Annotated in this window: 20 protein-coding genes; 12 read left to right on the forward strand and 8 right to left on the reverse strand. The window is 67.4% G+C overall.

All coding sequences use genetic code 11. The annotated features are described in order from the left end of the window. Positions 1–3: 3 nt before the first annotated feature. The gene (locus tag ABKA17_RS02215; RefSeq protein WP_353690081.1) at positions 4–651 is read left to right on the forward strand and encodes an OmpA family protein; all 648 of its coding nucleotides are present in this window, start codon (positions 4–6) and stop codon (positions 649–651) included. A 91-nt stretch (positions 652–742) separates the two neighbouring features. On the opposite strand, the gene ABKA17_RS02220 is transcribed toward ABKA17_RS02215, so the two are convergent. Then, complete coding sequence (locus tag ABKA17_RS02220) at positions 743–1,216, reverse strand: carboxymuconolactone decarboxylase family protein (protein WP_353690082.1); 474 nt, start codon at positions 1,214–1,216, stop codon at positions 743–745. A 236-nt stretch (positions 1,217–1,452) separates the two neighbouring features. Here ABKA17_RS02220 and ABKA17_RS02225 point away from each other — a divergent pair, with 236 nt between their 5' ends. After that, positions 1,453–2,106 carry a class I SAM-dependent methyltransferase gene (locus tag ABKA17_RS02225; RefSeq protein WP_353690083.1) on the forward strand — a complete coding sequence of 218 codons (654 nt, stop codon included), beginning with the start codon at positions 1,453–1,455 and terminating at the stop codon, positions 2,104–2,106. On the opposite strand, the gene ABKA17_RS02230 is transcribed toward ABKA17_RS02225, so the two are convergent. Further along, positions 2,103–2,489, reverse strand: coding sequence for a DUF192 domain-containing protein (locus ABKA17_RS02230; RefSeq protein WP_353690084.1), 387 nt, complete (start codon positions 2,487–2,489; stop codon positions 2,103–2,105). The genes ABKA17_RS02225 and ABKA17_RS02230 overlap by 4 nt on opposite strands. A gap of 219 nt (positions 2,490–2,708) precedes the next feature. Here ABKA17_RS02230 and ABKA17_RS02235 point away from each other — a divergent pair, with 219 nt between their 5' ends. Both ABKA17_RS02235 and ABKA17_RS02240 read left to right on the forward strand, forming a co-directional pair. Continuing rightward, the gene (locus tag ABKA17_RS02235) at positions 2,709–3,362 is read left to right on the forward strand and encodes a hypothetical protein (protein WP_353690085.1); all 654 of its coding nucleotides are present in this window, start codon (positions 2,709–2,711) and stop codon (positions 3,360–3,362) included. Continuing rightward, positions 3,353–4,390, forward strand: coding sequence for a hypothetical protein (locus tag ABKA17_RS02240; protein ID WP_353690086.1), 1,038 nt, complete (start codon positions 3,353–3,355; stop codon positions 4,388–4,390). The genes ABKA17_RS02235 and ABKA17_RS02240 overlap by 10 nt, the downstream gene beginning before the upstream one ends. 113 nt (positions 4,391–4,503) lie before the next feature. Here ABKA17_RS02240 and ABKA17_RS02245 read toward each other — a convergent pair whose 3' ends face one another. The 5 genes from ABKA17_RS02245 to ABKA17_RS02265 form a co-directional block, all read right to left on the reverse strand. After that, positions 4,504–5,157: a hypothetical protein gene (locus ABKA17_RS02245; RefSeq protein WP_353690087.1), complete on the reverse strand. Its 654-nt coding sequence runs from the start codon at positions 5,155–5,157 to the stop codon at positions 4,504–4,506. Then, complete coding sequence (locus tag ABKA17_RS02250; protein WP_353690088.1) at positions 5,154–5,804, reverse strand: hypothetical protein; 651 nt, start codon at positions 5,802–5,804, stop codon at positions 5,154–5,156. Before ABKA17_RS02250 ends, ABKA17_RS02245 begins: the two co-directional genes overlap by 4 nt. Beyond that, complete coding sequence (locus ABKA17_RS02255; RefSeq protein WP_353690089.1) at positions 5,801–6,148, reverse strand: hypothetical protein; 348 nt, start codon at positions 6,146–6,148, stop codon at positions 5,801–5,803. Before ABKA17_RS02255 ends, ABKA17_RS02250 begins: the two co-directional genes overlap by 4 nt. Before the next feature lie 119 nt (positions 6,149–6,267). Next, complete coding sequence (locus tag ABKA17_RS02260) at positions 6,268–7,569, reverse strand: putative T7SS-secreted protein (RefSeq protein ID WP_353690090.1); 1,302 nt, start codon at positions 7,567–7,569, stop codon at positions 6,268–6,270. A gap of 3 nt (positions 7,570–7,572) precedes the next feature. Beyond that, positions 7,573–7,887 (reverse strand): hypothetical protein, encoded by a 315-nt coding sequence (locus ABKA17_RS02265; protein ID WP_353690091.1) that lies wholly within the window; start codon positions 7,885–7,887, stop codon positions 7,573–7,575. Between the two features lie 424 nt (positions 7,888–8,311). Between ABKA17_RS02265 and ABKA17_RS02270 the strand changes: the two genes are divergently transcribed. After that, positions 8,312–9,100: a class I SAM-dependent methyltransferase gene (locus tag ABKA17_RS02270; protein WP_353690092.1), complete on the forward strand. Its 789-nt coding sequence runs from the start codon at positions 8,312–8,314 to the stop codon at positions 9,098–9,100. Positions 9,101–9,131: 31 nt separating this feature from the next. Here ABKA17_RS02270 and ABKA17_RS02275 read toward each other — a convergent pair whose 3' ends face one another. Beyond that, positions 9,132–10,289: a winged helix DNA-binding domain-containing protein gene (locus tag ABKA17_RS02275; protein WP_353690093.1), complete on the reverse strand. Its 1,158-nt coding sequence runs from the start codon at positions 10,287–10,289 to the stop codon at positions 9,132–9,134. A gap of 845 nt (positions 10,290–11,134) precedes the next feature. Between ABKA17_RS02275 and ABKA17_RS02280 the strand changes: the two genes are divergently transcribed. The 7 genes from ABKA17_RS02280 (at position 11,135) to ABKA17_RS02310 (ending at position 18,002) form a co-directional block, all read left to right on the forward strand. After that, positions 11,135–11,908, forward strand: a complete 774-nt coding sequence (locus tag ABKA17_RS02280; RefSeq protein WP_353690094.1) for an isoprenyl transferase — start codon at positions 11,135–11,137, stop codon at positions 11,906–11,908. A gap of 313 nt (positions 11,909–12,221) precedes the next feature. After that, positions 12,222–13,547, forward strand: a complete 1,326-nt coding sequence (gene phoH2, locus ABKA17_RS02285) for an RNA 5'-3' helicase PhoH2 (protein WP_353690095.1) — start codon at positions 12,222–12,224, stop codon at positions 13,545–13,547. A gap of 401 nt (positions 13,548–13,948) precedes the next feature. Further along, positions 13,949–14,650 carry an aggregation-promoting factor C-terminal-like domain-containing protein gene (locus ABKA17_RS02290; protein WP_353690096.1) on the forward strand — a complete coding sequence of 234 codons (702 nt, stop codon included), beginning with the start codon at positions 13,949–13,951 and terminating at the stop codon, positions 14,648–14,650. 150 nt (positions 14,651–14,800) lie between these two features. Beyond that, positions 14,801–16,102, forward strand: coding sequence for an AI-2E family transporter (locus ABKA17_RS02295; protein ID WP_353690097.1), 1,302 nt, complete (start codon positions 14,801–14,803; stop codon positions 16,100–16,102). A gap of 183 nt (positions 16,103–16,285) precedes the next feature. Then, positions 16,286–17,140: a MarR family transcriptional regulator gene (locus ABKA17_RS02300; protein WP_353690098.1), complete on the forward strand. Its 855-nt coding sequence runs from the start codon at positions 16,286–16,288 to the stop codon at positions 17,138–17,140. A gap of 42 nt (positions 17,141–17,182) precedes the next feature. Beyond that, positions 17,183–17,569: a roadblock/LC7 domain-containing protein gene (locus ABKA17_RS02305; RefSeq protein ID WP_353690099.1), complete on the forward strand. Its 387-nt coding sequence runs from the start codon at positions 17,183–17,185 to the stop codon at positions 17,567–17,569. A 4-nt stretch (positions 17,570–17,573) separates the two neighbouring features. Beyond that, a complete protein-coding gene (locus tag ABKA17_RS02310; RefSeq protein ID WP_353690100.1) occupies positions 17,574–18,002 on the forward strand; it encodes a hypothetical protein in 429 nt (142 codons plus the stop codon). The last annotated feature ends 29 nt before the right edge of the window (positions 18,003–18,031 follow it).

The following is an 18,031-nucleotide window of genomic DNA, read 5'->3' on the forward strand; positions in this document are numbered from 1 at the left end:
GCAATGACCCGCACCCACACCCGAGCGGCGACCCCACGCCTCGCCCTGGCCCTCACCGCCGCCACGGTCATGGTCGCCACGAACCTCTACGGCGCCGTCACGGCCCACGCCGAGGACAACCCCAGCGTTCCGCCGGGCACCGAGGCCTCAGCCTCCGCCCCCGTGGAGGTCGACCCGAACGACCCCGACCTCAAGCTCCCCGAGGGCGGCACGCTCGCCGAGCCGAAGGTTCTCGACATCAAGCAGGTCGTGGAGGACGAGGCCGGCGAGGAACGCCGTGAAGACACCAACGCCGACGTGAAGTTCGCGCTCCAGGCCGAGGTCCTCTTCGGCAAGGACAGTGCGAAACTCAGCGGCGAGTCCAAGGCGCGCATCGCCGCGATCGCCGACGAGATCAAGAAGCAGAACGCGACGAGGATCCGCGTCTTCGGCTTCACGGACAACCTCGGCACCTCGGCCCACGGAGACGTCCTGTCGAAACAGCGCGCCAACGCCGTACAGGACATCCTGGAATCCGAACTGAACGACGCGAACGTCACTTACGAGGTACGCGGATACGGCGAGCAGTACCCGATCGCCGACAACTCGACGGAGTCCGGCCGCAAGAAGAACCGCCGGGTGGAGGTCTCCTTCCCCCGCACGGAGAGCTGACCGGGGCCGAACGCGTCGGGCCCAGGGCTGACGACAAGGCGCCGGGGAGAATGAACTCCCCGGCGCCCAGAGCGCGTTCGCCCCGCTTCGGTCAGCCGAACATGCCGGGCTGGTAGTCGCCGGCGGGCTGCTGGATGATGACGTTGAAGCGGTTGTACATGTTGATGAGGGCGATGGAGGCGATGAGGGCGGCGAGTTGGTCGTCGTCGTAGTGCTTCTTGGCGTTGGCCCAGACCTCGTCGCTGACGCCGCCGGCGCCGTCGGCGATGCGGGTGCCTTCCTCGGCGAGTTCGAGGGCGGCGCGTTCGGCTTCGGTGAAGACCTTGGCCTCGCGCCAGGCGGCGACGAGGTGGAGGCGTTCGTGGGTCTCGCCGGCGGCGACGGCGTCCTTGGTGTGCATGTCGGTGCAGAAGCCGCAGCCGTTGATCTGGCTGGCGCGGAGCTTGACCAGTTCCTGGGTGGCGTGGGGGAGGGTGGAGTCCGAGACCGCCTTGCCCGCCGAGTTGACGTACCGGATGACCTTGCCGGCGAGCGGGTTCTCGAAGAGGTTGAGGCGGGCTTCCATGGTGAGCTCCTGTGGCTTGGTGTCGATGCCTACGCCCCTTTGACGAAATGACCTCCCAGAGATGTGACAGGCCCGGGATGTGACGCGCGTCTCCCCGGCCCCGACGTACTCCCTCCGAGTTGATCTCGTGCCCCCGATGGGTCCCAGTGGCCTGCCGTGGAGAGATGTCCGACGCGTGTGCTGCTGAGCTGCGGTCGGCGCAGAGGCGCTCGGGCGGGCGGACGGAAGGGCATGGCATGGACGAGCGGATGTCGGAAGAGGCGGCGGCGGTGTTCGACGCGCTGGGCGCCCGGTACGAGCGGGCCTTCGAGGGCCTGACCGGCCAGCAGGCGGCCTTGCGATGGCTGACAGAACGGTTGCCGCGCGGGGCCCGGGTCCTGGACGTCGGCAGCGGCACGGGCCGACCGGTGGCCGAGGTCCTGGCGCGGGCGGGCTGCGCGGTCACGGGCATCGACGTATCACCCGCGATGGTCGAACTCGCCCGGACACAGGTCCCGGAAGCCCGCTTCGAGCTGGCCGACGTACGGACCTACGAGGCCCCGCCCCACGGCTTCGACGCGGTGTGCGCCTTCTTCCCGCTCCTCATCATGTCCCGCGCGGAGGTCGAGTCGTCCCTGAAGCGCATGTGCGGCTGGCTCACACCGGGCGGCTACCTGGTCATGGCCACGGTCCCCGGCGACTACGACAACATCGACATGACCTGGATGGGCCACCACGTCACGGTCAGCAGCCTCACAGCCGACGACTACGTGCACCGCCTGGGCACCCACGGCCTGGACGTCCTCTTCACCGACACCACCACGTTCCACCCATCCGGCGACCACCAGGCCCCGGAAACCCACTTCTTCTGCTACGCCCGCCGCCCCGAGGCCGGGACGGAGTCCCGCTAGCGGCCGGCGGCGGAGTCGTCGCTCACGGCGACCTCCACCCGCACTCCGCTGCGAACCCCCCACCCCGCCATCACCCCGGCCTCGGCCTCCAGCACATGCCGAGACCGAAGCCGGGGCAGCCCGAGCCGCCCCGGCCTCATCGTCCGTACGGCGATGACGACGAGATCCTTGTCGAGATAGGCGACGTCGATGGACATGCACATACGAAAGGTGTGCACCCCGCCGGCGGGCGACAGCAGGATGGCCCCGTCGAGGGAGTCCCGCCCCAACAGCCCCCGGGTACGGGCCCGATAAGAGGCCGCGATCTCCAGGGGCACGGTGACCGCGCCCCCAGCCTCCCGCCGTACGACCAACATCCCCCGCCCGTCCCGAAACCGCCCCATCGAAACCGCCCCTCCTTTGCTTGTTCATAACTGGAACCACTCACTCACGCACACGGCGGGCCGCGTTATGCAACCGTTACGCCCCAACCCCACCCGCACACGGTCGATTTGGGCGCATACACCCCGTCGATTGACAACCTTCACCCTGGTATCTCCGCTGCCCCCTGGATAGCGTTGGTTCGCTCAAGAGAAGCCTCGCCCTCACTTGGAGAGCCGACCGTGAACCGCCGCCGCCCCACGCTGCTCGCAGCGCTCGCCCTGACCGCCACCGCGGCCCTGACGCTATCCGCGTGCGGGAGCGGTGACAGCTCAAAGGACGACAACGACAAGATCGCGGGAGCCGACACCGGAAGCAAGCCGTCTGCCTCGCCGACTGCGTCCACCTCATCAGCGGACCGTCCGAAGATCGAGCTGCCGTCGGATCTGACGTACACCTTCGACTGGCCCAAGACGGGCAACGAGAAGAAGGATGCGGTGCTGGCCGACAGCGAGCAGTTCATCAAAGCCGTCGACATGGCTATCGCTGACCAGGATCCACTGAGCAAGGCCTACCTCTACTACTCCGAGGGAGAGGCGGCGGCGGGAAGCCAGAAGTTCATCCAGGAATTTGTGGACTACAAGGACCGAATTACTGGAGCCAAGCGCTACTACGGCGCCAAGGTTCAGATCAACAGCAACGGAACGGCCGGCTTGGTCTACTGCGAGGACCAGAACAAGGCCTACAACAAGAGCCTCAAGACCGGCAAGACCGACGTGACGTCGAATTCGAAGGACAACTACGTCCTTTACAACAGCGTGCTTCAGGTCAACAAGCAGGGCGTCTGGGTCACTGAGAAGCTGACATCGCAACGGGGAAGTGCGGTATGCCAGTAGTGAAGAATCGGAGTGCGGCCGCAGTCGTTTTCGCTGCAATAGCCGCCTTGTTGCTGAGTCCGGCACAGGCGTTCGCGGGCTACGGACATGGCGGTAGTACCAATGGCAAGGACACGGACACTGGAGGCGGGGAGAAGGACGGCAGTCTTTACGCGCAGGCCGTCGTCTTCGACACCTCGAAGAACGGCTCCGGTAAGTCGGCGGGCCCAGTGACCTCCACGACATCGACATGGACCCCGCCAGCCTGCTATTACGCCCCGAAGTACACCCCCGAACAGCTCCAGAAGTACCTGGAGCCGATCTGGGAGGCCGGATCGACGGGCTATGAGTGGGACGCCGAGCAGCGGAAGAAGTACAACGCCAACGACGAAGAGAAGGGCTTCAACAAGGACAAGACCGGCAAGGGCTACTGGTGGGACTCGTTCGTCACACCCGGCCGTGAGGGCGACCCTGGTGCGCTGAGCTGTACCAAGGACATCTTCTGGGTCGACACGGGCGACGATCCGCCGGCCGACATCCCTGAGGCAATTACGCCAGAGGTCCTCGCGCAGCTGGCCTACAACGAGATCCGCGTCCCGTCCACAAAGATGGACCTTGCTCCCGCGGGCACCACGAAGGTGAACCTCCCGACCTGGTCATGGCTGGACGCCGCCGAGTTCAAGCCGGTGTCGGTCACAGCGAGCGTCCAGGTGCTGGGCATCACGGCCACGACGACCGCCGAGCCGGTCTCGGTGAAGATCGAGCCGGGCACGTCGGATGCCGTGACCTACCCGGCCTCCGGTGTGTGCGAGATCAACAACGGTCGTATCGGTGAGCCATACGCCAAAGGCAAGGCTGGCGACACGCCGCCCTGCGGAGTGAAATACCTGCGTTCCTCCGGCAACGGCTCGTACCAGCTGAAGGCCACCGTGACCTGGAAGATTCACTGGACCGGAACCGACGTCAACGGTGACCAGCCGCTGCCTGACGGCACGTTCGGCGCGGACCAGGATGTCGTCGTACAGGAGATTCAGGCCGTCAACCGCTGAGCGGTCGTGACGACGACGGCGGTTGACCCGGGTTCGCGCAGGGCCTAGGTCAGCCGTTGTCGAACTCATGGGGCCTGCTCGGACAAGGACCAACCTGCACACCGTGTGCAGGCTCAAGAGGATTTCCAGGTATCCGCTTCCTCATCCGGGCTGATCCGGATGGTGCAGGCGAATTCGTCGACATCGTCGAGAGCACGGAGGATCCGGCCGGCGTCCGGATCGGCCAGGATGATCAAAACGTCTGCGGCTTCCGTGCCCTTCTCGTAGCGCCAGGCGTAACGGAGGCCGACGTGCACCTCGTTGCTGTCCTCGTCCTGGTAGTAGCGCAACACCCGCAGGCCGGCGCCCAGATACGGGGAGTCGAAGTCCTCGACGACAGGGGGCTCGACGGCGTAGCTCGCATCGGCGTGGGTCAGCTCACGCAGTGCCGATTGCCGGTTTTCACCCTCTTCGATCTCCACCAGATCGACGTACGCGGGAAGCGGAATCTCCCGTGGGTGTGGGAGATGGAGGAAGACCTCAAAGTCCGGAAACGCTGCCGGAGCCCTGATGGCGTACATCAACAGGATGTCGGTCAGAAGGTCGACTTCGCCCGGCTCGGGCTTCTCCGACGCGAAGTCCTCCCAGAGACCCTCGGCGAAGTAGCGCGCCCACGCCTCAGGTGTTTGCGCCTCCTCCACGTCCTCAAGCCCGGGTTCCGGCCACATGAGCGGGATGCGGATCCAAGGGGACAGATCCATGGCGTGCTTGACGTTGAGCCAGCTCACTCGTAACTCCATTTGAACGTGCCGACCACCGCGTCGAACAACTCGACCAACACGTCGGTGAATTCACTGTCGATGTCGCCGTCACCCGGCGTGGAGAAGTTGATGCTGATCCAGCGACCGGGATCGTCCGCCACCGGAAGCACATAGTCGACCCGCCGCGTCGGCAGGGCGGCCTGCTGTACGGCTTCGGGCGCGGAACGCAGTTCTTCCTCGTCAGGGATGGAGCGGTAGTCGCGGCGGAGTGCGGGCGCCCCTGCCACGTCGACCTTCGTCGCCGTTCCATCGCGGACACCCTCGTCGGTCAACTGATCGATCACTGCATGCGGAGGAACCGCATGACCTTGGCCGATCGGCATCTCGGCAACGATGAAAGAGGCCATGAGGAAGATGCCTCCGCGCGGAAGCGCCGGGAGGTATAGGTCAAGGCCACCGTTTCTTCTGGCTGCGCGTGCCTGCTTCTCCAGCTGGCGCCGCATGTCCAGTCGGAAGCGCATCGCGTCGTCCCGGGGAATGCCCTCCGGGACTTGCCCCATGTGTGAGAAGAGGACGCTCTCAAGCGCCTCCTTCGTGCCCTCGCGCAGCGGGATGCGGACCCAGCCGGGTGGCAGGACGAGCTCATAGCGGCGGGGAGCGGTCGACGTGCTCACGCGCGGGCCTGCTTCTTGAGTTGCCGGTCGGCCACCAGGATCGTCAGGGTGGAGAGCACCGAAATCACGGCCAGCCAGCTGTAGCCGAATGCCGCGAATACGTTCGGGATCAGAAAGAGACAGGAAACGATTTTGATCGTCTGGGAGAAATTGGCACCCTTCCGCGGGTCGCGGATCAGCTCTCGGTTCTGGATGAACAGAAGCAGCATCAGAACAGGTGCAATCATCATTGGCCAAGCCGCGTAGCCCGTGGTAAGCCAGTCCATCCCTCCGTACTTGCTTCCGAGGTCTTGGAAGGCGAAACAGAGAATCGGTGTCAAGGTGAACGCGGCAAGGAATTTCATGGCCCGAGACTCTTCTGGGCTTTTCGCTGGGACTGTTGCCACTGTCTCCCACTCCAGAAAAATTAGCGTGGAACTTTGCTCTGCCTGATTATTGCCGATCGAACCCTACAGGGGATATTTCACCAACGACTCCCGACTTCACGTGTCAGAACATCCTTGGCGTCTCCATACGCATCCCCGCCAAGCTTTTCTCCGGCCTTGTCTCCGAGGTCTACGAAGGCGGCTGCTCCGTAATTGAAGCGGAATTTCCTTACGGCCTGGTCCGCTGCGTCGGCCGCCCTCACTACATCGGGATTCCCGCCGAATTCGGTCCGCATCGCCTTGGCGAACTTGGATGCGCTGACGACCTCCCCCTCACCGCCCAGCAGGCGTTCCAGCCGAGTAGCCCCCGGCCGTGTTTCTTTCGCCCCGATCTGGCGCAGCGCGTCCTTCGCCCGCACCGCTTTCGCGCCGCGGGCGGAGTCGGTGCCATATCGCATGATGTTTTTGTTGAGCAGCTTGCGCAGGTTCGCGTACCGCTGGAAGCGTCCCGCCCTGCTTGCGGTTTTGAGGGTTGCCGCTGCGGCCTTCACGCCCTTCAACGCGATGCTGCCGAATCCCAGTGTCGAAAGTGCGAAGACGTCCATGGCGACGTCCGCCCAGTTCCCGTCACCGGAGAGGGCCAGCATGGTGTGCCCGACGCCGACGAGCGCCGTGAGACTGAGGGTGGTCACCGTGATGAGGGTTGCCAGCCATCCGACCGGCGTGAAGAGAAGGGCCACGACTCCGATGATGGTCGCTGCCCAACTCAGGACTTCAACGACGGTCTTGATCGTATCCGCATGCTCGTGCACCCAGTCCTTGAAGTTCTCCCACCTGCTGTCCTTGATGACATCCGAGATGTCATCGCCGATGTTCCCGGCATAGTGCTGGGCACGGGAGTCGCGGTCGGAGATGACCTGATTGAGCTGCTTGTGGTACGGCGCCAAGTGGCTGTTGGGATCGGAGTCCTCCGACGGCTTCTTGTCACCGTCCTTGCCGTCCGTCTTGGCCTCGGCTTCCTTTTTCTTCACCTCGGCAGCGTGTTCCTCGTCGGCTCGCTTCGCCGCTCGGAGGACGCCGTCGGCCCGTTCTTGGAAGCCTTCCAGTTCGTTGGCCCAATTGCCGAGGTCGCCGACCACACGCTCGTAGCGACCGGCTGTCTCACGGAAGCGCTTTTCGAGGTCGCCGGACTTGTCGCGGATCTTGTCGGCGTATTTGCCCTGCAGTGCGTCGCCGTCGGCAGCTTTGCGCAGGATGCGAGCCTGGTTGCGGAGGGTCGAGGCGAGGTCCTTCATTCTGCGGACCTCGTCGCGGATGTCTTCCGGATCGCCGGGGATCGGGTCCTTCTCTGCCAGCGGGTGCCAGTCGACCGGTCGGCGCCTGCCCTTACCCGTACCCATTGGTTATTTTCCCCCGCTTTTGCCGTGCTTCTTCTCGCTTGCCTTCTTGAGATCGAGGTCCAGCTTCTCGAAGCTCTTGAGCGCGGTCTCTACTTGCTTGCCCAAGTCCTCGACGTTCTCCAGTAGTTCGCGCCGGTAGTTGTCCCAGTTGCTGACGAAATCGTCCATCTTGCCGGCGATGCTGTCATGGCCCCAGATGTCATGGACGTCGGCGCGGTGCTTGTCGATGTCTTTGAGGGCTTTCTTGATGTCTTTCAGATTCGTCTTCGAAGACTCCAGGAGTGCGTAGTCGACTACAAGGCGGTCGTACTCACCCATAGGCCTCTCCGTTTGCACTTGCGTGTCGGGCACGCTCTCGTTGGACTCAACTCACCAGCACAGTCACCGCAAATTCCTTCCCGCTCCCAGCCAGATGATCACGAGGGGCGGCCATGCCAGCTGCTGCATCCTCTCCCATCACTGCTGTGCTGGCGCAACTTGGCATGGTGAAGACCGGCCGCATCGTTGACCTGTGCAGGGGTGCGCGACTCCGCCCTTGAGCGGTGAGCTGAAGCCCCACCCAGGGGGCGTTGCCGTCGTCGCCGCGCCCGAGGACGCCCCGCTGCCTTCGCGGACGGCACCGTCGATCTCGTCGAACACTGCCGCGGCCCGCTCCAGGCCGCGCAGGAGAGCCGACTGCGACCACGACCCGGCAGCGGCTAAATCAGCGGCGCCCACCCCACCCCCCTGACACGATCCCCCCATGGCAGCCGATCACCACCCCACCTACGACGACCTCATCGCCGAAGGCGCCGCCGTGCCCACCGAAGGGTGGGACTTCTCCTGGTTCGAGGGGCGGGCCAGCGAGGTGCGGCCCTCGTGGGGGTATGCCGTGGCGAAGGGGGCCCGGCTGGCGCGGGCCACCGCCGCGCTCGATGTGCAGACCGGGGGAGGGGAGGTCCTGGGCTTCGCTCTCGGCCGGGCCGGAGCGCAGGCGCCGCGGCTTGTCGTCGCCACCGAGGGCTGGGAGCCCAACGTCGCCAAGGCCACCGCGCTGCTCCGCCCCCGCGGCGTCGCCGTCGTCGCGTCGCCCGAGGACGCGCCCCTGCCCTTCGCCGACGCGGCCTTCGACCTCGTCACCAGCCGGCACCCCGTCGCCCCGAACTGGCCCGAGATCGCACGCGTGCTCCAGCCGGGCGGCACGTACTTCGCCCAGCACGTCGGCCCGCGCAGTGTCTTCGAGCTCGTCGAGCACTTCCTCGGCCCGCTCCCGGCCGAGCAGAGCTCCGACCGGCACCCCGACCGCGAGCGCGCCGGCGCCGAGGCCGCCGGGCTCGAGATCGTCGACCTGCGGGCGGAGCGGTTGCGGATCGAGTTCCATGACATCGCGGCCGTCGTGCACTTCCTGCGCAAGGTGGTGTGGATGGTCCCGGACTTCACGGTCGAGGCGTACGACGCCCAACTCCGTTCCCTGCACGAGCGGATCGAGTCCGAGGGCCCCTTCGTCGCCCACAGCACCCGTCACCTCTTCGACGCGCGCAAGCCCGAGTGACCTGTACGACCTGCCCATGCCGCGCACCCCCTCACGCGTGCGGCCCCACCGTCACCTCCCCGATCACCAACTCCGCCTCCGCCTCCAGCACTTCACCCACCCGCTCCACCCGCTCGCCCAACTCCCGTTCCTGCAGGGCCGTCAGCCGCCCCAGTGGCTCCACCGTCACCGTCGTACGACGTCCCCGGCGCCGCTGGTGCCAGACGCCGGCCACCACGCCGTCGACGAGGAGGAGCGGGAAGTTGCCCGCCTGGCCGCCCGCCAGGGCCCGTCGGTACGCGGCGCCGGGGAACAGCAGCTCACGCGGCTGGGCGGCGATGCCGTACGCGTCGAAGTACGGGAGCAGTCGGACGCCCTGCAGCCTGTCGCGAGGGTCCCGAGAGAACTCGGTGTCGTCCCTCTCCACCCACGCGACCGTGCCCTCGAGGTCGACCTCCTCGATCTCCCCGGCCTCCGCCATGCGCGCGAAGACAGCGGACGCCCAACCACCCGGCGCCGCAAGCCACTTGGCGAACCACGCCGGGGTCGCCGGTCCGTAGGCGTGCAGATAGCGGCGTACGAGAGTCCGTACCGCCTCTTCCGCGGGCAGCGGGTCGAAGTGCGGCGGGCGGGTGTATGTCACCTTGCGGCCCCGGTTCGGGCCGAAGCAGAGCGCGCCGGACCAGCCCGCCCGGTGCAGGACCTGCCGCCAGCGCGGCCACAGGGTCTGGAAGGCCGGCATCACCAGGTCACCGGCCCACGCGCCGGTGCGCGCCACGACCTCCTCGTTCAGTTCGTCCACGGTCAGGCACACCCCTTCCAGGGCGTCCGCGATCGCCGCCACGATCAGGTCGGCCTGCTCCTCGGTCACCCGCACGTCCTGCGCGAAGACCGGGGCGGACGGGACGGCCGGCAACGCGGCGCACCACAGCGGGAGTTCGGACACGGGAAGCAGATGCACGGTTCCGCGCGGGCCGTGCGTCTTCACCAGCGACCCGTCCTCCCACAGCGCCCCGCGCACGTCCGCCCGCGTCACCCCCGTGGTCCGCACCCCCACCGACAGCTCGGCCGCGGACAGCACCTGCGCGTGCGCCCCGAGCATCGCGGAGACCACCTCGGCGACCGGAGTGCCCTGCTTCGCGGAAGTGGCCAGGAACTGCCGGTCGAGTCGGCGTGCGCTTGCCTCGGTCCATGTGATTCTCACCGTCATGAGCCGACGCTAGGCCCGAATGAGGTCAGATATTGACCTCTATGCCGCCGCTAGGTGAAGAATCCTGGCTTCGTGCAAATCGGGCAATCGGCGCATCAGCTCCCCATTCCCCCTTCGCATCCATGGGATTCACGAGGTTTCCACATCGTTATCACCATTGGCTCGCTTCTTACCCTGCTCTCACGTAAGTTCAGACCAAGGCAATTCGCGTCAGCAAAGCTGCGCGGGGTGGTACCGCGCGGTGGAGGGGGCCGCGCGGTGCCGTGCCTTCCCAGCTCATCGCGTCAAGCGGGGGCTCTCGGCCGGGGTCACCCATGCGGGGGATGCGAGAGCAAGTCGCCGAGCAACCCTCACGCCGTACCGAATCCTCCGGTTCTCCGTGGATGCCACCCGAATGCCCAGGGAATCCGCCGTGTTCCGGCCATGAATCCCCCTTGAACGGGCCGTTCCCCCGCCCTCGGCCCGTCGCCGCCCGACTCCGGAGAGTAGTTGTGGCACGCCGATGCACGCAGCATCACTTACGAAGGGTTATGGTGGAAACCCCCCCTCGGGCCGGTCCGTCTCCCCCCCACGGACCGGCCCGTTTTTTTGTGCCCGCGGCCGGCTGCCGGACCAGTCGCCGGATCAGCCCCTGGCGAGTCGCCCGCCCGGCTCCATGAACGAGCCGCCCGTGCATCCGGCCGGTCGCCGCACCGTCCACGCCCCGCCCCGCCGCCCTCTCCCGCGACCCCGGCCACCCGACCAGCCACAACCCCAGCCCCTCGACCCGCGCTCAAGTCCCCCTCCACCACAGCGGTAGGCTTCCGCCCGCGGGGACCGCACCGTACGGAGGGGCTGACAAGAACGTGAACCTGCGCGACAAGCTGCGCGGCCTGCTGGTCAGGTTGTACGCACGCCGGGTGGAAGGCCACCTGGACCACGCTCAGGTGCCCAAGCACATCGGCGTCATCATGGACGGCAACCGCCGCTGGGCGAAGGCCGCGAAGGCCACCACCGTGCACGGTCACCGCGCGGGTGCCGAGAAGATCGAGGAGTTCCTCGGCTGGTGCTCCGAGACCGACGTCGAGGTCGTCACCCTCTGGCTGCTGTCGACGGACAACTTCGACCGGCCCCAGGATGAACTCGGCCCGCTGCTGGGCATCATCGAGGACGTCGTCCGCACGCTCGCCGCGGACGGCCGCTGGCGGGTGCACCACGTCGGCACGCCCGACCTGCTGCCCTCGCCGATGCGGATGGCGCTGAAGGAGGCGGAGGAGGCCACCGCCCATATCGACGGGATACTCGTCAACCTCGCCATCGGCTACGGCGGTCGTCAGGAGATCGTGGACGCCATGCGGTCGATGATGCTCGACGCCGCCGACAAGGGCACCTCGCTGGAGGAGCTCGCCGATTCCGTCACCATCGACGCGATCGGCCGTCATCTCTACACCGGCGACCAGCCCCACCCCGACCTCGTCATCCGCACCAGCGGTGAACAGCGGCTGTCCGGATTCATGCTGTGGCAGACGGCGCACTCGGAGTACTACTTCTGTGAGGTCTTCTGGCCGGCCTTCCGGAAGGTCGACTTCCTGCGCGCCATGCGTGACTACGCGGCGCGCCACCGGCGTTTCGGCGGCTGAGAAAACCGCCCGCGTACCCCGTTTGGGGCGGAAGTAACAAGGAGTTCACCAGCGCGCCGTCATCCGCAGGGGCATGGCGGCGCATGTTCGAGGGCATAAGCCAAGCAGGTCGACACCCGAACCACGGGTGTCGGATCTCAGCGGGCGGCACCGGAGCCGTTCGCCCGGGAGGCCCTTTGCACCAGCTCGACCGTGCGGTTCCAGCACGGAAGAAGCAGTGGAGGGCCGGTTTCCGGCCCGTGCAATCGGGCCGTCGACCGGTCCAGCTCCACTCCGTCGCTCCCCGACCTCATCCGAGGGGGTACGTCCTTCCGTGGTGACCAGCACAAAGCGCCGTATGCCAGACCGGCGCACCTATGTTCTCGACACCAGCGTTCTGCTGGCCGATCCGAACGCCCTGAGCCGCTTCGACGAGCACGAGGTCGTGCTCCCGATCGTCGTGGTGACGGAGTTGGAGGCCAAGCGGCACCATCCCGAACTCGGCTACTTCGCCCGGCAGGCCCTCAGGCTGCTCGACGAGTTCCGGGTCCGGTTCGGTCGCCTCGACGCCCCCCTCCCGATCGGGGAACTCGGCGGAACCGTCCGTGTCGAGCTCAATCACTCGGACCCCAGCGTGCTGCCCAGCGGCTACCGCCTGGGGGACAACGACTCCCGCATCCTCGCGGTCGCCCGCAACCTGCAGGCCGAGGGGTTCGACGTCACCGTCGTGTCGAAGGACCTCCCGCTCAGGATCAAGGCGTCCTCGGTCGGGCTCCTCGCCGAGGAGTACCGCGCCGAGCTCGCCATCACGGACTCCTCCGGCTGGACCGGAATGTCCGAACTGACCCTGCCGGGCGAACAGGTGGACATCCTCTTCGAGGAAGGCCATGTCCACGTCCCCGAGGCCGCCGACCTGCCCGTGCACACGGGTCTGACGATCCAGTCCGAGCGCGGCAAGGCGCTGGGGCGGGTCAGTCCCGAGGGCAACATCCGCCTGGTGCGCGGTGATCGGGAGGCGTTCGGCATCAAGGGGCGCAGCGCGGAGCAGCGCATCGCGCTGGACATCCTGCTCGACCCGGACATCGGCATCGTCTCGATGGGCGGCCGGGCCGGCACCGGCAAGTCGGCGCTCGCGCTGTGCGCGGGGCTCGAGGCGGTCCTGGAGCGCCGCCAGCACCAGAAGGTCATGGTCTTCCGTCCGCTGTACGCGGTGGGCGGGCAGGAGCTGGGCTATCTGCCGGGCTCCGAGGCCGAGAAGATGAGCCCCTGGGCGCAGGCGGTCTTCGACACGCTGTCCGCCGTCACCAGCCGCGAGGTCATCGAGGAGGTCACCGCGCGCGGGATGCTCGAGGTCCTGCCCCTCACCCATATCCGCGGCCGCTCGCTGCACGACGCGTTCGTGATCGTGGACGAGGCCCAGTCGCTGGAACGGAATGTACTTCTCACCGTTCTGTCCCGAATTGGCGCCAATTCGCGGGTGGTGCTCACCCATGACGTGGCCCAGCGGGACAATCTGCGGGTCGGGCGCTACGACGGTGTCGTCGCCGTCGTGGAGAAGCTGAAGGGGCATCCGCTCTTCGCCCACGTCACGCTGACGCGGTCCGAGAGGTCCCAGATCGCCGCCCTTGTGACCGAAATGCTGGAGGACGGTCAGATCTGACCCTCTCGTCCAACTTCACAGGGGTTACGCAGTAGTTGGCGCCGTCCGGAAAGCCAGTGAGCCTAGCCGGGCGGCGCCTTGGCGTGTGCGGGTTTCCTGAAATCACCTGGGACAAACGAGGTGTGAGCTTTCACACGCAACTCAGAATTGCCACCCGGCGTCGGGTTACGGCAGAGTCTCACTCCTGTCAGGCCCCGCATACGACACACCTGTACCCCCAGCGGTACGGCACCACAGCAACACCAGCTTCAACTCCATAGTCGACGTCGTATGCCGCCCGAGCTACACGCGGCGCCTCCCTCACGGGAGTTGCCCACCGGGCCCGTGCTTCCCGTGACCCGCAGTTGGGAGGCCAGCGCCAAGGGGCAAGATTGCGTCCGCCAGGGTCACCGAAGCGGGCGATGCTGGAAGGAAACCGTGTGAGTCCGATTTCGGTCCGGGGATTCGCAGTGGCCTCTGCCACCGCGGTCACCGCTGTCGGAAGCGTCGTCGGCGTTGCCTCGGGCAGCACCGCGCAGACGAACGACGCCGAGGCGGCAGTTGCCGATTCGACGCTCCTCGCGGACATACCCGCGGGCCAGCAGGCCCAGGTGCAGACCGCGTCCCTGACGCAGCAGGCCAATGTCCAGGCCATCGCCGCCGACGCGAGCGCCAAGAAGGACGCCGAGGAATCGGCTCGCAAGGCCGCCGCCCAGTCGGCCGTCGAGAAGAAGGAACAGGCCGAGAAGGCGGCGAAGGAAGCCAAGGAGCGCGCCGAGGCCAAGACCGCGGCCTCCCGGGACGCCTCCAGCTTCCCCGTCCAGAGCTCGTACTCCATCGCACAGATCCAGGCGATGGCACGCCAGATGGTGCCCAGCGCCCAGTTCCAGTGCTTCAGCAACATCGTGGACCACGAGTCCAGCTGGAAGTACACCGCGGTCAACCCCTCCTCCGGCGCCTACGGCCTCTTCCAGGCACTGCCGGGTTCGAAGATGTCCTCGGTCGGGGACGACTGGCGGACCAACCCCGCCACCCAGATCAAGTGGGGCCTCAACTACATGGACAGCCGCTACGGCAGCCCGTGCGAGGCCTGGTCGTTCTGGCAGGCCAACCACTGGTACTAGAGCCTCAGGCCCCGGCCGCCGCTCAACCTCGCGCAGCCCCTCACCGTCCTACGGTGAGGGGCTTTCGCCTGTTGTACGGTCTGACGGACGACTCACAGGCTCCAGGGGAGAGTGGTGGGGAAAGACGGGGGAAAGGGACGGATACGGATCATGTCGCGAGTGCCTGGGTGGCTCGGTCGGCTCGGCCACGGACTGACCGAGGTGGGAGAGCGGTGGGACGAGCGCCGTGCGGAGGCGGAGCGCGAGGAGGCCGAGCCTCCCGAGGAGCCCCCGCCGCCCGTCGATGACGTGGTCCCCGAGCCTGTACCCCGCCCCGACCCCGCGCAGGCTGTGCCGTGGGGCATGCGGGTCGCCGCCGAGGCCGGCTGGCGGCTGCTGGTGCTGGCGGGCACGGTCTGGGTCCTCATGCGGGTCATCAGCGCCGTACAACTCGTCGTACTCGCCTTCGTGGCCGCCCTGCTGATCACCGCGCTGCTCCAGCCGACGGTGGCGTGGCTGCGGCGCTTCGGCTTCCCGCGGGGCCTCGCGACCGCGCTCACCGCGATCCTGGGCTTCGTCGTGATGGGGCTGATCGGCTGGTTCGTGACCTGGCAGGTCATGGAGAACATCGACAACGTCTCCGACCAGGTCCAGGACGGCATCGACGAACTGCGGAACTGGCTGCTCAACAGCCCCTTCCATGTCACGGACAAGCAGATCAACGACATCGCCGAGAACCTGCGGGACGCGATCGGGGCGAACACGGACCAGATCACGTCGGCCGGTCTGGAAGGCGTGACGGTGGTGGTCGAGGCGCTGACGGGCATCCTGCTCGCCGCGTTCTCCACGCTGTTCCTGCTCTACGACGGCAAGCGCATCTGGGAGTGGACGCTGAAGCTGGTGCCGGCGGCGGCGCGGCCGGGCGTCGCCGGTGCGGGGCCGCGGGCCTGGCGGACGCTGACCGCCTATGTGCGCGGCACGGTGATAGTGGCTCTGATCGACGCCATCTTCATCGGCCTCGGCATCTACTTCCTGGGTGTCCCGATGGCCGTTCCGCTGGCGGTCTTCATCTTCCTGTTCGCCTTCATCCCGCTCGTCGGCGCGGTGGTCTCGGGCGCGCTGGCGGTGGTGGTCGCACTGGTGACGCAGGGCGTGTTCACGGCCGTCATGTCCCTGGTCGTCGTCCTGGCGGTGCAGCAGATCGAGGGCCACATCCTCCAGCCCTTCATCCTGGGCCGGGCGGTCCGGGTGCACCCCCTCGCCGTGGTCCTGTCGGTCGCCGCGGGCGGCATGATCGCGGGGATCGGCGGCGCGGTGGTGGCGGTGCCGCTGGTCGCCGTCACCAACACCGTGGTCGGCTATCTGCGGTCGTACTCCCGGGAACAGGCGCTGAAGCAGTCGCCGCGGCCGAGGGGTGCCACGGCGGTCGACGTGGCCCCGGTGGAGCCGCCGGCGCCGGACAAGCAGGCATAGCCACGGTCGTCTCGAAATCGTTCAAATGGCCACCGAACAAAGCGAATTGAACGGCTCTACGATTCAAATTCCGTCAGGTCGGAGCAGCTCGGAATAACCCGGCCGGGATATGCCCCGCGGCTGATACACATACCCCCCTCAGTGCTACGCGCCAGGCGTATGTGCGAAATGCCAGGGGGAGTGATGGCGGGCCTTCGCGACTCCCTCGACCTCGACCGGGTCGGACACGACCTGCTGGCGCGCGCCCTGGCCCTGTGCGGGAGCGAGGAGTTCACCGGGGAACTGAGGGTGACCGGAGCCCCCGGCGGCACCCTCCATCTGCGCGGCGGGCTGGTCGTCGGCGCCGAGAGCCCCGGCGCCCCCGGCCCCGAGGCGCTGCTGCTGCGCTCCGGCCGGGTCAGCGGCGAGGAGTGGGCCGCCCTGGTACGGGAGTCGGGCGGCGCGCGCTGGCCCGCGGCCGGGCTGATCGCCCGGGGTTACGCCGGTGCCGCCCAGCTCAGGGTCGTCTGCGTGATGGCGCTGCACGACGCGGCCTTCGCCATCCTGGCCGGCCGGGTGCACGGCTGTGAGCGCGTGGCCGAGGCCGAGCCGTTCGCCACGGTCGCCGTGGGCGAGGCCCCGAGGCGGCTGTTGCAGGACGCCCTGCGACGGCTCACCGCCCTGGCCGCGCTGCCCCGCCCGGTCCACCCCGACCGGGAACGCCCCACCCCGGTCCCACTGCCGGACTCCGGCCCCGTCACCGCGCTCCAGCGCGACCTGCTCACCCAGGCCGACGGCCGCAGCACCGCCCGCGACCTGGCCTTCCGCACCGGACGTGGCGTCTACACCGTCACCGTCGAGATGGCCCGGATGCTCGACGAGGGGCTCCTGGAATGCGGCGACGAGCCCACCCCGATCCCGGTCCGTCCCTTTCCCGACGGTCAGGGCGTCCGGCAGCGCGAACCGACGCCCCCCGCCGCGCCCCCACTCGTCCCCGGCACCCTGCCCCGCCGTAAACCCGGCGGATTCTTTCGGATGCGAAACGGAGCCCCGAAATGACGAAGCCGAACAGATGTGAACAGAAATTGGGGAGTTGAATACATGGATCATGAAGCCCTGGCACTGGAAATGCGAGGACTGCGCGAACAGGTGACCGGCATCACCGACACCGCGCTCGCCGCCGCCGACGGACTGCTCATCGCCGCCGACACCGCCGACTCCATCGACCCGGAGGGCCTCGCCGCCCTCGCCGCGGCCGGCCTCGGGCTCGCCCGCCGCACCGCCCAAGCCACCGACCGCGGCACCCTGCGCCAGACCGTGACGTACGGCAGTCACGGCTGCGCGGCCTTCTACGCGGTCGGCGACACCGCCCTGATGGTCGTCCTCGGCGACGAGGGCATGGATGTCGACCGACTGCACCGGGCGACCCAGCCCGCTCTCGACCGTATCGGCTCGATCCTCACGCACAAGGCAGCGGAAGGAGTCTGAAGGGATGGCGACGAAGCGTATGACCCCCGGTTTCTCCGACCAGGTGATGGGCCTGGTCAAGTCATTGCGTACCGATGCCCCCGACTGCGTCGCCTCGGGCGTCGTCGACATGTCCACCGGCATGCTGCTCTCCTACGAGACCGTCGAGAACCATCCGCCGGAGGTGCTGGACCTGCTGGCGGGCGCGACGCTCGACCTCTTCCAGGGGCGGACGGTGGTGATGATCGAGGACGTCTTCAAGGAGCGTCGCGGGAACAGCAGCGACAACCACTTCTTCCAGGAGATCCTCGTCAACAGCGAGAACCTCACGCACCTGTTCGTACGGCTGACCGAGCAACAGGACGTGGTGGCCGTGGTCGTGTGCCGCAAGTCGGTGAACGTGGGCATGCTCTTCGCCCAAGTGCGGCGGGTGGTACGGGAGTACAGCCTCTGAGCACATGACAGAGGGCCCCTCCTGATCCG

The sequence above is a fragment of the Streptomyces sp. RG80 genome, from assembly GCF_040446465.1.
Lineage (GTDB): Bacteria > Actinomycetota > Actinomycetes > Streptomycetales > Streptomycetaceae > Streptomyces.

Bases quoted from the DNA above. Each gene is read 5' to 3' on its own strand.
- ABKA17_RS02295 (WP_353690097.1), top strand. From the start codon at position 14,801: ATGTCGCGAGTGCCTGGGTGGCTCGGTCGGCTCGGCCACGGACTGACC.
- ABKA17_RS02310 (WP_353690100.1), top strand. From the start codon at position 17,574: ATGGCGACGAAGCGTATGACCCCCGGTTTCTCCGACCAGGTGATGGGC.
- ABKA17_RS02240 (WP_353690086.1), top strand. From the start codon at position 3,353: ATGCCAGTAGTGAAGAATCGGAGTGCGGCCGCAGTCGTTTTCGCTGCA.
- ABKA17_RS02215 (WP_353690081.1), top strand. From the start codon at position 4: ATGACCCGCACCCACACCCGAGCGGCGACCCCACGCCTCGCCCTGGCC.
- ABKA17_RS02270 (WP_353690092.1), top strand. From the start codon at position 8,312: ATGGCAGCCGATCACCACCCCACCTACGACGACCTCATCGCCGAAGGC.
- ABKA17_RS02225 (WP_353690083.1), top strand. From the start codon at position 1,453: ATGGACGAGCGGATGTCGGAAGAGGCGGCGGCGGTGTTCGACGCGCTG.
- ABKA17_RS02255 (WP_353690089.1), bottom strand. From the start codon at position 6,148: ATGAAATTCCTTGCCGCGTTCACCTTGACACCGATTCTCTGTTTCGCC.
- ABKA17_RS02230 (WP_353690084.1), bottom strand. From the start codon at position 2,489: ATGGGGCGGTTTCGGGACGGGCGGGGGATGTTGGTCGTACGGCGGGAG.
- ABKA17_RS02265 (WP_353690091.1), bottom strand. From the start codon at position 7,887: ATGGGTGAGTACGACCGCCTTGTAGTCGACTACGCACTCCTGGAGTCT.
- ABKA17_RS02290 (WP_353690096.1), top strand. From the start codon at position 13,949: ATGCTGGAAGGAAACCGTGTGAGTCCGATTTCGGTCCGGGGATTCGCA.
- ABKA17_RS02260 (WP_353690090.1), bottom strand. From the start codon at position 7,569: ATGGGTACGGGTAAGGGCAGGCGCCGACCGGTCGACTGGCACCCGCTG.
- ABKA17_RS02220 (WP_353690082.1), bottom strand. From the start codon at position 1,216: ATGGAAGCCCGCCTCAACCTCTTCGAGAACCCGCTCGCCGGCAAGGTC.
- ABKA17_RS02300 (WP_353690098.1), top strand. From the start codon at position 16,286: ATGGCGGGCCTTCGCGACTCCCTCGACCTCGACCGGGTCGGACACGAC.
- ABKA17_RS02275 (WP_353690093.1), bottom strand. From the start codon at position 10,289: ATGACGGTGAGAATCACATGGACCGAGGCAAGCGCACGCCGACTCGAC.
- ABKA17_RS02305 (WP_353690099.1), top strand. From the start codon at position 17,183: ATGGATCATGAAGCCCTGGCACTGGAAATGCGAGGACTGCGCGAACAG.